The following is a 14,516-nucleotide window of genomic DNA, read 5'->3' as shown; positions in this document are numbered from 1 at the left end:
ATGGGGAGCTTTCCATGTCGCAAAAGGGTGTTCTATCTGGAAAACGGGTGATTGAACTTGGCTCAATGATTGCAGCGCCGTTTGCCACCCACATCCTCGATGAAATGGGGGCTGAAGTCATCAAGATCGAACCGCCGGAAGGCGAAACGACGCGCCACCTTGTGCGCGGTGGCCCGAGCGGCACTTTCATTGCATATAATCGCGGCAAACGCAGCCTCTGCCTCAATCTCCAGACAGAGGAGGGGCAGGCCGCGTTCCAGAAGCTGGTGGCCAGCGCTGATGTGGTTTTGCACAATCTGTCGCCGGGCGCGGCACGCAAACTGGGCGTGACATGGGAGGCCTGCCGGTCGCTTAATCCCGATATTATCTTTTGCCATATCCGGGGCTATGGCACCGGGCCGATGGCAGAGGAAATCGCATCAAACCCGATTGCGGAAGCGGCAACCGGCGTGATGTTTTCCAATCGTGTCAATGGCCGCCCTTCGCGACTTGGGCCGTCTTATCTCGATCAGTTTGCTGGCTGCTATGCGGTGATTGCGGTTCTTGCCGCCATGCTGGACAAAAGCGGTTCGCCAGAGCGTCGAAACATCGAGCTTGGGCTTTATGAAGCCGGCCTTCATATTGCGGCCCGGGAACTCGTCGGCGTTCAGTTGAAATCGCAATTGCTGGGGCGTGCAGAAACTGAACCATCGCCGGAGTTTTCAATTCCCGGTTATGGTGCTTATGAAACCCGCGATGGACGCTGGATTTATCTGGTGATGCTTTCCGACGAGCACTGGCGGCGCTTCTGCCGCTCGACAGGTTTCGCTCCAGATCCAGAACTGGCAACGTTACGTGATCGTCGCCGCAATCGCGAAAAAGTCGAATCTGTAGTCGCTGATGCGGTGTCGCAATTCGATTATGATGGAATCTCTGCCGCTCTCGGCAAGGAGGGTGTCGGGCATACGGAAGTCTTGTCCGCTGACCGGGTGCTGGCGGCCGCGCAGGCACGCGAGCCGCAGAAATATGCAGATATTGCTTTTGCAGATTACGCCTTCCAGTCGCCAGATTTTCCGGTGCCGGTCTGTCGGGATACTTCGCCAGTCGGCGAGCCGCCTCGCCTTGGCGATCACACGCGCGAGGTTCTGGCCGGATTGGGGTATAGCGAGGGCCAGATCGGCGCGATGTTGGATGCTGGTGCAGCCTTTGCTGCCAATCCCGACAAACCTCTATGGTCCAAAGTCGGGGCGAGCCGCACTTTATAGCATTTATATAAAATGTTATGGTTGTCTGTGATCCGGCCAGACAATCGCCTCCTTGACCATAGTCTAAGTGAATCTACAAACTGTTGACTGGCAATCAGTTTGTTGGATTGATTTATTCAAATAGCGAAAGGATCGGTCACCCGCTCAGTTTTTTCAGCAGGTTGGAACCAGAGCCGGTTCTGACAATGGGAAACAGTCGAAACGACGATTTGGGCGAGAAACTTTCGATGTGTCTGCTGGCGTGAAATTCAACGCAACATATCGGCAAGTGCGAGGCGCATCGAGTGGCTCGAAATTCCAAAAATTCCACCATAGGGTAGATCAAGGTCCAGAATAACGAACACCACGCTTGCTACCGAAGCTATAGCAATTGCGATGATGCAGAAGGATAGGGAGTTTCGCGGCGCCTGAAGGCCGAAACTCAGGAACATCATCGTTAGCCAGAACATCAATACACCTGCAAATGGTTCGGAAAGCGAGCCTTGGGTATCTTCGATAACGGTCCAGCGGGCCGCTGAGACAACGGCGAAAATGTCCTTGCACCGCGTCGCCAGTGCCTGATGTAGCGGATCCCGCGGTTGCAAAGCCGCCAATGCAATGCCGATACCGTTCATTACGCCCGTGAGGACAGGGGCTTCTCCGACGAGCGGAAACTGGGATGTGTCGGGATAGTTCACTTCAGTTGGACGTGGTTCATCAGGCCAGGTGCTGGCGATGACTGCCGCTGTGTAACCGTGCAGTTGTTGTCGTTGTTCCGACAGTTCAGGGCCGAAATCTCTCATGCAGCCATCCAGTTGCGTGAGGTTTGCGGCATAATGATTACGGTCATGAGAGGCTGTGTTATAGGAAGCCAGTTCAGAAGCGAGTAGCAGGCTCAGGACCAGTGCAACGAAGGTTACCAGAAGTGCGGTCACAATTCGTAGAAAGTCTAAGGATTCATTGCTACGGTGTGGAGCGGGAAGTCGGACCCGTAAAAACGCACCTGCTGCCGCGCTGGCAATCAGGATTATCAATAATAACAACGTCCAGACTATTTCCCGATCCACGACAGCCATCCATTGGTCATGAATAATCTCACTGGTGTATTATCGTTCCGAAGAATTAAGCCGCTATTTTTCCCACGGATAGCTTAGGTCGTCAAAACTATTCAGCATGAACAAGAGTTTTGACGCTCAATGATTTTTTAATGTCTCGCAAAAGCAAGATGGTCTGCTAGCGGCTCCATTCGGGAGGTTAGACTCCCGCACTCTCTGATCGGCAACCGCCCGGAAATTGTCTCCTTCTAGGCAATAGAAAACAAAGCTTTGTACTCAACGGGGATTGAGGTATGATTTATTCATACCTATTTGGATCGGGTAAAACAGGTGCGAAATGGCTAACATCGAAAAACGTACGATTAGTCTGCCTAGTGAACAGGCAGCATTTATCGACTCAAAGATCAAGACGGGTGACTACGCTTCGGTCAGCGAGGTTGTCCGTGCGGGTATCCGGGCCCTGCGTGAACGGGACGCGGCCATCGAACGCTGGCTGAAAAACGATGTAGCAGCTTCTTATGATGCAATGACGTCCGACCCATCTCGGGCAGTATCAGTTGATTCCGCTCTGGACTCAATTCGTCAACGGCATGCCAAGCGTAAGAAAGATCTCAAGTGATAAGTAGGACAGTAGTTCTATCACCCGAAGCGGAGATGGACCTTTTGGCCCTTTATGACTGGATCGCGGAAAATGCTTCTCCGGATACCGCGCTTGGCTATATTGAAAGATTGACCAAATACGTGCGTGGCTTTGAATGCGCTTCTGAGCGGGGAACATTGCGGAACGATATTCGTGAGGGGCTACGAACGGTCGGGTTCGAACGTCGAGTTACGATTGCTTTCAATGTTACTGAGAGCCAAGTGATCGTGTTGGGCTTCTATTATGGCGGTCAGAATTGGCAAGACACCCTGTCAGAGCATTGAAAAGAAAATAATTTTTTCGCAGCGCAGTGGGTCTTCCTGATCATTAAGCAGTTTTATAAGTGGAAGCGAGAGACTGCCAGAGAACCATAGGTTCTGTCTCTTCAAAGAGAACGATCTACTTTCCAGCGATGGGTGTGTTTCTGACTGACAATCAGCGTTCCGTTGCAGGACATTTTTGTAACAGAACCTCTACCCTTCTGGTCGAGCGAGGATCGCGCCTCCTGAACTGAGCGCGATTGCTTCGGAGCGTCGCTGAACGAACATGCGGAAGCGACGGTTTCCACGCAGGTAGAATTCGTGCAAGCTATTCAGATAAGAGTGGTATAATGCATTTCAACGCGCAATAAGGCGCGTTCGATCGTTGAAGATCGGATTTCACCATGAAAAATGCCCAATGGATAAATTCCGCTTTTGGCGGAGCGATAGTTGGTGCGATTGCAACAATGGCTGTTGGCTTTACCTTCGGCGGCTGGGTCACTGGAGGGACGTCAGAACGTCTAATCGCGTCCAATAAGTCTGACGGTGTGGCACTCGCGCTTACACCATACTGCCTGGAAAAATCGAAGAATGATCCCGAGGCCGTAAAGGTGATGGCCGAATACAAAGCCGCACCGGCCTATTCGCGCCGCACGCTTATCGAAAAATCCGGCTGGGCCACGCCGTTGGGAGCGGAACAACCGAATGCTGCGCTCGCCACAGCATGTAGCAATGCGCTTGCTAAAGCGCTTTAGCGCGAATGCAAGCGTGCATTAACAGGAGGCTGAAATGAAAAAGGAGCGTTCATCCACATCGTCTGAACACAATCAACCTGTACGTCCGCGCCATGAAGAGGATCAGGCTGCCAGTAAAGGCGACCTTAGAAATGCTCACCGGCAGATGAGTGAACCCTCCCGGGATTGGACCAGGCTTGCAAACATCTTGCGACGTGCGTGCGGTGGATTTTCCCGCTCGCGCACGGGACGTCATGGACCGAGAGGGGGTAAACCCGATGAGAAATGATACAACCGCGCTCGAACGGAAGGTTCTGGCTCACGAACAGATACTTCAGGTCCTTATCGGCCATCTGGCTGAGACTGAGCCCAAGTTTCTGGATCGATTGAAGGCAGTGTTTACCCGTCATCATAATCTTGGAGTAAATGAGCAGGACTATTTTGACACAGCTCAATATGCAGAGCAATTCATTCGTGAAATTGAGAAAATGCAGGAATACAAGGCAACAAGATAATCCTCGTTGGCTCATTGGAATTTAAGAAAAATTCGAAGGCAACTACTATCGCCTTTCAATCACTGCTGGAAGCATTATCGCGCTTAAATCTTGGACTTGCTTATCGCGCTCCGCACACGACGCTTGTATCGGTCTATTCGGCGACATAAACGGATAGTCAATTAAAGGCTCCACTCCAAGAGCGCAGAGCCCAGTTTCGTCGAACAGAGCATATTGCCAACCCAAAAATGCGGAGTGTTGGTTGGTGGCCATTATTCGAATAAAAAACGTGTGCCGACTGCCAATCGAACCAAGCGGCTCCTTTTTTATCTGCCATCCTCAAACAGGATGAGAACACCGTCGTTTATGGTTCTTCTATTAAACCTGACAGCCTCATAGAAACGCCCGGGAGCACTTCAGCTCACCATCAATTGCTCCGGCAAACGATAAGACAGGGAATGTAATGATTGTAAACGTTGGAGCCGCAAGGCGCGAATGGGCAGATACGGCTACGATTTATAACGAAGCACTCAAAGAATCTCATACAGAAGCTACATCTGATGGAGGGCTGCAGATCACTTTCGTAGCGTGCGCCATTCATGGTCGAGAGCGTGGTTCATCCCAGTATCGATATACCGTCATCCTTACATCAAGCGAGTTGGCGATCCTAACTGCACAAACTAAACTTGATTGAGCGAGACTATGAGCCTCGAAGGAGCCGGCCACTAATTGGTATAAACGTTAAACGCTGGACTGATAGCAGGCTCAGTTCTTGCCGCATCATTCCTGACTGGCAATCAGGTGGTTGTGCCGACAGCTCATTATGCCCCGTTTAGCACATTTTTTGGCCGGACCGGACTTTCTGCTTCCGGTCCCATTCAAGACCGTGTCACCCGTTCGAGCTCATCAAAACGGCCGATCAAGCGGATGGCGTTATATTCTTTTTAACTGTGAAAGGGCTCATAAAGAGCAGCGCCAGCTTTGAGGGCCGCTAGCTTGAGCCGCTTGTCTCGGGTCCAAAGTGATGTGCGCTGATCAAGTAGGACAGAAGCGAGCAAGTGAGCATCCGTGTAGCCAATACCCATGCCAAAAACGTTATGCCTCTCAATGAGAGTCATAACCTCGTCGTGGGTTGCTACGATAGTCTCACGCTGTGCGCGGAGAAAAGTTAACACAGCGGTCCTGTCGCGTAGGCTGCCCAAAGCAAGTTCGCCAATGACTGCCGGATGGCAAAGCAGAAGATCGTTACCAATAATTTTTACAAGATCGTTATCACCTCGGCGGAAATGATCAATCCAAATGGAAGTATCTGCTAATATCACTTATTCACTGAGCTCCGACGGCGGGGGGCGGCTTCAGCGTCCGGCATGGTGCCTCCAAGAGCGATAAGCCGTTTACCAGTCTCGACGCGCACGAGTGCTTCTAACGCTTGGCGGACCAAAGCGGCTGTCTCCTTTGTGCCCGTCAGGGATCTGGCTTTTTCCAAGAGATTATCATCAAGATTAATGGTTGAACGCATAAAACTACCTCCTGCAGTTGAGTCAATTTATCACCAAATGGTGCTAATTTCAACACCTAGGTTGTCACTCAGATTAACATGACGTGGCTATCGTAAGTTGTTATGGGGAGGCTCGGCATTCTCACACTTCTGACTGGCAATCAGCACATCTACCTCTGGCACGGGCAGCGGTTTATCCTTAGTCAAGGCGTAGAGGGGGCTTCCGCTGAGCATCAGGCGAAGGCAAAAAACCTTCATCTATGTCGTTCTTTCGATCGGCGGCTCAAATAAAGCGCTACGCCGAGTGATAAAATGAAGAGAAAACAGCTGATTTTGAAGGGTTGTAGCCGAGAGATACCATAAGAGTATGAAGCAAGAACTGGGCCTATTGTCTGCCCAATACCTTGAGCTAGAATATTAAGGCCAGCCGCTTTTCCCTGCGTGCCGGGGGCATTGTCCAAGCTGAGCCCTGCCATATTCCCTGGTAACATCAGACCCAAACCGATGCCCAGGATGAGCAATGAACAAAAAAATATTCCGTAACTGGTGGCTGAGATATTTAATAGGACGGATATAATAGAAATCAGCGCGCCAGCGGCCAGTAGGGTTGATGGTTTTAAAGTCAGAAAACGCAACAAGACTATTTGTGTTAAAACCATCACAATTGCAGTACAGAGAAATCCTGCGCCCGATCTTGCGATTGAGACATCAACAGTGAATCCCAAGGTGTCTTGCATTCTGATGGCTGTTACCTGTTGAAGAATGCTATATCCTGCGAACGATACCATCGTGATGGCCATATATGGCCAAGATATATTGAATGCTTTGCCAAGGTTTTCCGTGTTCTCGGGGTTTTTAATGTGTTGAACTTTGGGAACGTCGATTTTATTGACTGCAACTAATGCACACGTCAGCACTAGTGCCACAAATCCGAACGCTGTTGCAGGGTGGTTGGGAGCCACACCAAATGTAACGGCCGCGCCGGCAACGCCACCTAGTCCCGTCGTGGCCCCAAGCAACCCCATTGCTCTGGTTCGATCCGAGCGTTCGGTCGTATCAGCAATATAACCTTGGGCTGCGGGAAACATTCCGCCCACCAGCAAAACCTGTAAGCCCCGAAATCCGGCAATTGAGATCAACGCAACGCCGACTGAAAACATACCGCTCAGGCGTAAGTGAATGACACAAGCAATGGCGGCAAGAGCTATCGCGCTTACTCCAATGGCGAGACTAAGAACAGGCCGTCGTCCCAGTCGGTCGCTCAAATGCCCCCAAAAAGGCGCTGATATCATCAATAGCAGAGCTGACAGACTCACGATCAAGCCAGCCTGGAGATCGGTGAAGCCCAAACTTCGCGCGAGTGGTGGCATTACGAGAAGAAACAGCGATTGTCCCGCTACGAAGGCGGCTACTGAGCAAAGTAAGGGTAACCGCGGCATGATGTGCATGAGGTAGATTTACCGTGAAGTATCCAAATTAAAGAGAGAATTATTTCTAGTTTAATCCTCTTGTTCCGCGTGATTGGATATTTCTTTTGCATTCTTGATAAAGATATTTCTGTAATTATATTCAATCCAGCCGTTTTTGGAAAACTTGTTGAGCGTTGCGTTGACCTGTTGCCTCGATGCATTTGCCATGATGCCTAGATCATGTTGGGACAGCGGAATAGACTCATTTCCAAGCCATGCAGTTCGGTGAATAACGGAGGCGATACGGCGCGATGCATTACGCTTTTGCAGGTCGTGTACAATGCGCACCAGAACGTCGACCGTCAAAACGGTGTTAACGCACACAGCGCGAATAAAGGCCGAATCCTTCCTGGCCATCTGTTCCATTGCTTCCAACGGGATATGCATCATCCAGGCAGCACTCAACGCCCGCAATTCTGCGCGTCTTGGTTGCCCCGTCAAAAAAGGACCTTCACCCGTCCAGGCTCCTGCAACACCGAGGTGAACGAGACGGGGCGTCGCGCTGTCCGAGGCTGTATTGATGGAGACACTGCCTGCCACAAGACCGTACATTCCGCCAAGAGGGTCTCCCACCCTAAAAATGGCTTGTCCGGGCTCGTAGCTGATGACCACGGCTTTTTCGAAAATTTCCCGCCTGAAGGGTTCAGGCATGTAAGAAAGCCAGCCATTGGCGCTCATCACCTGCTCGGCGTATTCACGTGTCACTTCTTGCATATGTTTCTATGGAACTGGTTGAAAGATCCGTTCTGCTTTTCAGCTTATCTATATTAAGAAATTATAAGCAAGAAATATATGTAGATTTAATAAACGACCAATGAATTGTCCGGATTCGGACAGTCTCTCTTTTGAAAGCATGCATAATATTCTTGCTGCAACGGGACGTGAGCAGCAAGAGAGTGTCGCTGTCGAAGGTTGGGGAATGACGGACAAGATTCGGGGTGTGGTGGTTGGCAAAGCCGCGGTAATGAGTGCGACAATTTTGGCAGCTTTCATGGCGAGTACAGCCACAAGTGAGGCGCAGTCTTCTGCTGATGATCTTTCGCAGAAACTGGCCAACCCGCTTGCCAATCTGATCAGCGTGCCGCTTCAAGGCAACTACGATTTCAAGGCTGGCGCCAAGCGCGATGGTTTTGCCTTCACACTGAATGTTCAACCCGTAATTCCGTTTAGCGTGAATGAAGACTGGAATCTGATAACGCGTACGATTATCCCAATCGCTTATAGAGATTATATGCCGGGCGGGAGTGTAACCGGGCTCGGCGATATTAATGCCAGTTTCTTCTTTTCACCGAAAGAGCCCGCGAATGGTCTGATTTGGGGGGCTGGTCCTGTTTTCCTTCTGCCCACAGCCACAGACGACTATCTGGGTACCGGGAAATTCGGGCTGGGGCCAACAGCCGTTGCGCTCGTCCAGCAGGATAAATGGACGGTCGGTGGTCTTGCCAATCATATCTGGTCGGTTGCCGGTGATGGTGACAGGCAAGAAGTCAGTGTTAGTTTGTTGCAGCCTTTCGTGTCCTATAATTTTGGTCATGGTACGTCAGCCTCGGTCAGCGTGGATTCAACCTATGATTGGGAGGCTTCCCAATGGACTGTGCCTGTCAACTTCGGTGTTACGCAAGTATTTCAGGTCGGCTCACAGGCGATGAGTTTCCAGGTCGGTGGCCGATATTACGCGGAAGCCCCAAGTGGTGGTCCGGATTGGGGGCTGCGCACGACCCTGACCTTCCTGTTTCCAAAATAGCTCTCAAAATCCGCTTATTGCAGGGCGTTTTGACGACTTATCGACACAACTCAAATCCTAAGGTCGAGTGATGAATATGATCGGCAAGTTTGCTTTCCCTCTCCTTCTTCTGGGGGCAGGAATATCTGTAGCACACGCGGCTGACGCGGTTCTTCCGGTCATTGTCCCGGAAGCAAAACCGGTCGAGAATTCCGAATGGCGTTTTGCAGCGAGCCCCTATTTCTGGGCAGCCGGGATTTCCGGGGATGTCGGCCAATTCGGATTACCGGCAGTTCATCTCAAGTCTGAATTCGGCGATATCCTCAACGATCTCGATTTTTCCTTCATGGGTGTCGCGGAAGCGCGGAATGATCGTTACAGCTTTTTTGGCGATATTATCTATACGAAGACCACAACGGATTCGGGAACCCCACGGGGTTTCTTCGCGCGCGATGTCAGCCTAACATCGCAAACCTTCACGGGCCTTTTCGGCGCGGGATACTCCATATTCACAGATGGAAAAAGCAATTTCGATGCTGTTGCCGGTGCCCGTATCTGGTACGCAAAAACGGAACTCAGCTTTTCTGGCGGGTTGCTTGATGGTGTCGAACGCAGCGACAGCGCGACCTGGGTCGATGGCATGGCAGGTTTCCGAGGCCGTTATTTTCTGTCGGACAATGTGTATCTGAGTGGCTGGGGCTTGATTGGAGCAGGTCAGGCGAAGCTCGATTGGGATGTTGCAGCCGGTATTGGCTACCAGTTTAACGAGAATATTTCTGCTGTTGCTGGCTATCGTGCCCTCGGCGTCGATTATGACCATGACGATTTTGTGTTCGATGTTGTTCAGCAGGGGCCGATCCTGGGATTGGCACTTCGCTTCTAAGCCTTGCTGTTCAATCTGTGTCCTACCAAGCTAAATCAAGATGAGGTTGGAAATGCGTTTCGATAGCTGTAACTCGTGGCAGAAAAACCCTAAGGGTAGAATCCTGGCATTTGGCATTGTGGCCCTGGCCGCAACAACGTTGATGCCCCCCCTGCCTGTAAGGGCGGCCGAGCCGGTTCAGGTCAACAGCGACAATTTCGTCCGGGCCGAGAGCGACCTGTATTTTTCAGCAGTGGTTGCGGCCGGTCGTTTCGGCAAATTCGGCCACGACCGCGAGATGACGCCGCTGGATAAGCAGGCGATCATCCGCATGAACCGTGACACACTCTATTCGTCAGCCGTGTTCGATCTTGACGCCGGACCTGTGACGGTGACACTGCCTGAGACTGGCGGGCGTTTCATGTCTATGCAGGTTTTCGATCAGAATCATTATACCCACGGTGTTTATTATAAACCCGGCACTTACACGTTTACCCGTGAAGAGTTCGGAACGCGTTATGTCTTTCCTGGTATCCGCATTCTTGCGAATCCAGAGGATGCCAAAGACCTGGCGGCAGTGCACGAATTGCAGGACAAGATCACGGCTCAACAGCCGGGCGGCCCCGGCAAGTTTGAAATCCCCAATTGGGATAGCGCCAGCCGTGACAAGACCCGATCCATCATTCTGCAATTGGGCGATGCGCTGCCGGATACGCGCGGCATGTTCGGAGCCAAAGACAAGGTTGATCCGGTTCGTCATTTCATCGGCTCGGCCATGGCTTGGGGCGGCAATCCGGAGGAAGATGCGCTGTATCTGAACCGTACGGTGGCCAAGAATGATGGCAAGACGGTTTATGGCGTCAAGGTCGCTCATGTGCCCGTCAAGGGCTTCTGGTCAATCAGTATCTATGATGCAAAGGGCTTTTTCAGCCAGAATAAGTCGAACGCCTACACAGTCAACAATCTCACCGCGGTTAAGGATGCAGACGGCGGCGTGACGGTTCAATTCGGAGGTTGCGACGGCAAGGTTGCCAATTGTTTGCCGACACCTGAGGGATGGAACTACATGGTTCGCCTGTATCGCCCGGAGGCGAACATTCTGGATGGAAGCTGGAAATTTCCTCTAGCGGAGGAAATGAAATGAAGCGAAGGACTTTTCTTGCCGGCACTGCTGCGCTGATGGCACTGCCAACATTGCCGTCCTTCGCACAGGACGACATCAGGGCCTCAGCCCGTGAGGCTTACATCTACACCTATCCGATGGTGAAGAATTATCTCACCATGTACCAGTATGCGCTCGAGCCCGGCGGTGGCCAGTACAAGGGACCTTTCAACACAATGGTCAGTATTGCCCGGGTCTATACACCCGAGGACACAGCGATCATTACGCCGAACTCGGACACGCCATATTCCTTCATTGTCTTCGATCTGCGGGCCGAGCCTGTTGTGGTGACAATGCCGTCGATTGCGAAGGATCGGTATTACTCCCTGCAACTGGTCGATCTTTACACCAACAATGTCGATTATCCGGGTACGCGGGTCGATGGTAATGACGGTGGCGACTTTCTGATCACGGGTCCTGGTTGGAAGGGCGATGTACCGAAAGGTATCAAGCGTGTTATCGAAATGCCGACCATGCTCGCCATCGGCATTGTCAGGACACAGCTCTTCTCGGCGACTGACCTCGACAAGGTGAAGGAGATTCAGGCAGGCTACAAGGCGGCAGTTTTGTCTGCTTATGCCGGCACCCCGAAACCCGATGCGCTTCCATCAATCGCCTGGCTGCCGATATCCGACGAAAAGATGGTATCGGATTATTGGGCGCTTGCTGCCTTCCTGCTCCAGTTCGCCCCACCATATCCGGGAGATGAGCCGCAGCGTGAGAATCTCGCCAGTCTCGGCATCCGACAGGGGGAAACGTGGCCGGGCGCAAACACGCCTGCCGCTACGGTGGCCCTGATGAATGAGGTGGTGGTAGCGACGGAAAAGGAAATTCGCGAGGAAGCCGGCCGCCTGACCGATTCATCCAAACTATTCGGTACGCCCGAATTCATGAAGGGCAAGTACATGGTTCGTGCCGCAGCCGCGCAAGGCGGAATTTACGGCAACACGGTACAGGAAGCTCTTTATGTCATTTACGCCCTCGACGGGAAGATGACGCCGCTGAACGGTCAGACTGGTAATTATACTTTGACGTTCTCGCCGGAAACATTGCCGCCCGTCGATGCATTCTGGTCGATAACCATGTATGATAGAGCCAAGCAGTTACTCGTCAAAAACCCTATCGATCGCTACCTTATTAATTCGGCGATGCTCGGTAATCTCCAGAAGAATGACAGTGGGGAAATAGTTCTCTATCTACAGCACGAAAGTCCAGGATCTAAATTGGAAGCGAATTGGCTTCCTACTCCTGGCGAACCATTTTACGCTGTCATGCGACTATATTTGCCCAAAGCTGACGCGATTAGGGGGCGTTGGAAGCCGCCAGCGATCAGTAAAACTTAGGAAATAACATTGCAGCACCGGTGCTTTTTTAGACCGGTGCTGCATTGATATCTCTATTTTTTAGCATACCGCATTGAAAATATTATTCATGATTTCCGCCTGGGACGATAAGCGGCCAGACGGCAAAATCACCAATCCCAAGTATATCAAATCAATTCCGCAAAAGCTTTTTGTGCATCACGTCTGACTTTGATAAAGCAGTCGTGTTCTTGACTGGCAATCAGATGGTACTATGAGTGGCCAGTGGGAATTCTTGTCCCACGACAGGTTCTTGACGCTGGGCCGTAACTTAGTAGGAGGGAAACGGCAGTAGCCTATAATATCAACGAATGCGCAGAAGATGGTCTTCAGACAGGGAAATCGCAACCAAGTCCATCACGGCGCATATTGCTGGGACTTTGCGCAGATCGTTATGAACTGTAAGTCAAGTCTGTTTTCGAACCAAATGTTCCAGGCTATGTCGACGCTGCAACCGTCAGCACATGGTTTGAAAAGCAGGGTGAAGAAGTAAGCGATCATAGGGGCCACACAACATGGGGGCGCAATTCAGGCGCAAACTTCATCGAAAGCTTAGTGCTGATGCGATCACAACCTAGACAGTTCTCTCCTTGTCGGGACGACTAAACGGTCGTGCTCTTACTGAGCACTCGACGGTCGTCGCTCAGTTTCAGGCTACGGCAGTAATTCGGACGCTGCGGTTCAATATGTGCCTTGCATGCTGGATAAACAAAACGAAGCTTTGAGGTTTTTTGCAATCCGAGCGCCGCCTTTGCTGTCAGTTCGGATTTTCCGAGACGACTCGAAGTTACGCGCACTATCTGGCGCGTCGTTTTCCATCGAATTGACACATGATGGAACTTTCTGGCAACTTCCCTGGAGATGCGGAGGGGGTTCTATGGCTGAGGAGATCGGATTGAAAAACGCGACGAGGGTCGGCAAAACACAGCAAACATCACGTGATAGTCGCTACCCTCGAGATGTCATCGGTATCATTGTCGATATGCAATCGGGCTTTTCGAAATCCAATCAGCGGATTGCGGCGGGCATCCTTGGAGAACCGCATCGCTTTGTCGAGCTGCCAATCGAAGAGTTGACCAATTGGCTCGATGTTTCTGCGCCGACGATTACCAGATTTGCGCGTACCGTCGGTTGCGAAGGGCTGAAGGATCTCAAACTGAAAATCATGGGCTCCGTTCGCGTCGGTCGTCGATATATGGAGCCGGATACTCCGCCGAACTCGGTAGGGGAAATAGCCGAACGTGTCAGCCAGCGGGCGCAAAAGACCATTTCGGATATGCATCACGCGCTGGATCTCGATCGAGCCGAACGGATCATCAAAATGATCAGTCGCTGCCATACGCTTTATGCTTTCGGCAGTGGCGGCGTGTCGTCATGGCTTATCGGTGAGTTACAAAACCGCTTTTTCAGGCTCGGTATCCGAGTTGTTCCGAGTGACGATCATACGATGCAGTTGATGCTGGCTTCCACCGTGGAACGAGACGACGCATTGTTGTGTTGTTCGTTGACTGGCGACAACAGAGAGCTTGAGCGCGTGGTCACTGTTGCGCAAGGCTATGGCGCGAAAGCTATAGCCCTGTGTCCTTCGGATAGTCTCATAGCCAAAGCAGTCGATCTGCATCTCGCTGTCGATAACCCTCCCGACGAGGATATTCTGTCGCCAGCAACCATGCGTTACGCCTACCTCATGTGTATCGATGTCATTGCTTATGGAGTCGCCATCGAGCGGAACGAGATTGGTCGTGAAAAAATGCGGCGCATCAAGCAGCAACTCGCCAATGTCCGGGGAAGCGATCGAACGCAGCCTTTGTGTGATTGATAATCAACCGTCTGCTGAAATTTTATTTTTGGATCAAAATTTTGCTGATTTAATAAGCATAAGGGCATGCGAAACCAAAAAAATGACATAAAAATGAAAAAAATATTGGACAGGGAATAATTTTCACGCATAGTGCTTGCATAAACATAAATTGAAGTACCACAATGGCATGCAACGCTCGCAGAGCGTTTAGTATAGTGTTGTCCTTCGGTTCGA

The 14,516-nt window shown here is 51.3% G+C and carries 15 protein-coding genes; 10 read left to right on the top strand and 5 right to left on the bottom strand.

The genetic code is table 11. From position 1 onward, the window contains the following. Positions 1-14 precede the first annotated feature (14 nt). Entirely contained in the window at positions 15-1,244 is a 1,230-nt protein-coding gene (locus tag QBD01_RS07755; protein WP_280992326.1) for a CaiB/BaiF CoA-transferase family protein, read from the top strand. A gap of 248 nt (positions 1,245-1,492) precedes the next feature. On the opposite strand, the gene QBD01_RS07750 is transcribed toward QBD01_RS07755, so the two are convergent. Next, complete coding sequence (locus tag QBD01_RS07750; protein WP_280992325.1) at positions 1,493-2,299, bottom strand: hypothetical protein; 807 nt, start codon at positions 2,297-2,299, stop codon at positions 1,493-1,495. Between the two features lie 316 nt (positions 2,300-2,615). On the opposite strand from QBD01_RS07750, the gene QBD01_RS07745 reads away from it, so the two are divergent. From QBD01_RS07745 to QBD01_RS07730, 4 genes are all read left to right on the top strand, one after another. After that, positions 2,616-2,897 carry a type II toxin-antitoxin system ParD family antitoxin gene (locus tag QBD01_RS07745; RefSeq protein ID WP_025091185.1) on the top strand — a complete coding sequence of 94 codons (282 nt, stop codon included), beginning with the start codon at positions 2,616-2,618 and terminating at the stop codon, positions 2,895-2,897. Continuing rightward, positions 2,894-3,202 carry a type II toxin-antitoxin system RelE/ParE family toxin gene (locus QBD01_RS07740; RefSeq protein WP_280992324.1) on the top strand — a complete coding sequence of 103 codons (309 nt, stop codon included), beginning with the start codon at positions 2,894-2,896 and terminating at the stop codon, positions 3,200-3,202. The genes QBD01_RS07745 and QBD01_RS07740 overlap by 4 nt, the downstream gene beginning before the upstream one ends. A 380-nt stretch (positions 3,203-3,582) precedes the next feature. Next, the gene (locus QBD01_RS07735; RefSeq protein ID WP_280992323.1) at positions 3,583-3,933 is read left to right on the top strand and encodes a hypothetical protein; all 351 of its coding nucleotides are present in this window, start codon (positions 3,583-3,585) and stop codon (positions 3,931-3,933) included. 257 nt (positions 3,934-4,190) lie between these two features. Further along, positions 4,191-4,427, top strand: a complete 237-nt coding sequence (locus tag QBD01_RS07730) for a hypothetical protein (RefSeq protein ID WP_094543862.1) — start codon at positions 4,191-4,193, stop codon at positions 4,425-4,427. Positions 4,428-5,350: 923 nt separating this feature from the next. Here the strand turns inward: QBD01_RS07730 and QBD01_RS07725 are convergent. From QBD01_RS07725 to QBD01_RS07710, 4 genes are all read right to left on the bottom strand, one after another. Beyond that, positions 5,351-5,728, bottom strand: a complete 378-nt coding sequence (locus tag QBD01_RS07725; protein WP_280992322.1) for a type II toxin-antitoxin system VapC family toxin — start codon at positions 5,726-5,728, stop codon at positions 5,351-5,353. Continuing rightward, complete coding sequence (locus tag QBD01_RS07720; RefSeq protein ID WP_010660355.1) at positions 5,725-5,925, bottom strand: type II toxin-antitoxin system VapB family antitoxin; 201 nt, start codon at positions 5,923-5,925, stop codon at positions 5,725-5,727. Before QBD01_RS07720 ends, QBD01_RS07725 begins: the two co-directional genes overlap by 4 nt. A gap of 233 nt (positions 5,926-6,158) precedes the next feature. Further along, on the bottom strand, positions 6,159-7,343 hold the full coding sequence (locus QBD01_RS07715; RefSeq protein ID WP_280992510.1) for an MFS transporter: 1,185 nt from the start codon (positions 7,341-7,343) through the stop codon (positions 6,159-6,161). A gap of 60 nt (positions 7,344-7,403) precedes the next feature. Further along, positions 7,404-8,087, bottom strand: coding sequence for a Crp/Fnr family transcriptional regulator (locus tag QBD01_RS07710; protein ID WP_280992321.1), 684 nt, complete (start codon positions 8,085-8,087; stop codon positions 7,404-7,406). 205 nt (positions 8,088-8,292) lie between these two features. On the opposite strand from QBD01_RS07710, the gene QBD01_RS07705 reads away from it, so the two are divergent. The 5 genes from QBD01_RS07705 to QBD01_RS07685 all read left to right on the top strand — a co-directional run bounded on the left by QBD01_RS07705 (position 8,293) and on the right by QBD01_RS07685 (position 14,300). Further along, a complete protein-coding gene (locus QBD01_RS07705; RefSeq protein ID WP_280992320.1) occupies positions 8,293-9,117 on the top strand; it encodes a transporter in 825 nt (274 codons plus the stop codon). Between the two features lie 76 nt (positions 9,118-9,193). Then, positions 9,194-9,979: a hypothetical protein gene (locus tag QBD01_RS07700; protein WP_280992319.1), complete on the top strand. Its 786-nt coding sequence runs from the start codon at positions 9,194-9,196 to the stop codon at positions 9,977-9,979. Between the two features lie 52 nt (positions 9,980-10,031). Next, complete coding sequence (locus QBD01_RS07695; protein ID WP_280992318.1) at positions 10,032-11,102, top strand: DUF1254 domain-containing protein; 1,071 nt, start codon at positions 10,032-10,034, stop codon at positions 11,100-11,102. Further along, the gene (locus tag QBD01_RS07690; RefSeq protein WP_280992317.1) at positions 11,099-12,463 is read left to right on the top strand and encodes a DUF1254 domain-containing protein; all 1,365 of its coding nucleotides are present in this window, start codon (positions 11,099-11,101) and stop codon (positions 12,461-12,463) included. The genes QBD01_RS07695 and QBD01_RS07690 overlap by 4 nt, the downstream gene beginning before the upstream one ends. Positions 12,464-13,358: 895 nt before the next feature. After that, complete coding sequence (locus QBD01_RS07685) at positions 13,359-14,300, top strand: MurR/RpiR family transcriptional regulator (protein WP_280992316.1); 942 nt, start codon at positions 13,359-13,361, stop codon at positions 14,298-14,300. Positions 14,301-14,516 lie beyond the last annotated feature (216 nt).

The organism is Ochrobactrum sp. 19YEA23, assembly GCF_029909865.1.
Taxonomy (GTDB): Bacteria; Pseudomonadota; Alphaproteobacteria; order Rhizobiales; family Rhizobiaceae; genus Brucella; species Brucella gambitense.
Note: the sequence above shows the minus strand (reverse complement) of the source record. Positions and strands in the feature narration are given on the sequence as shown.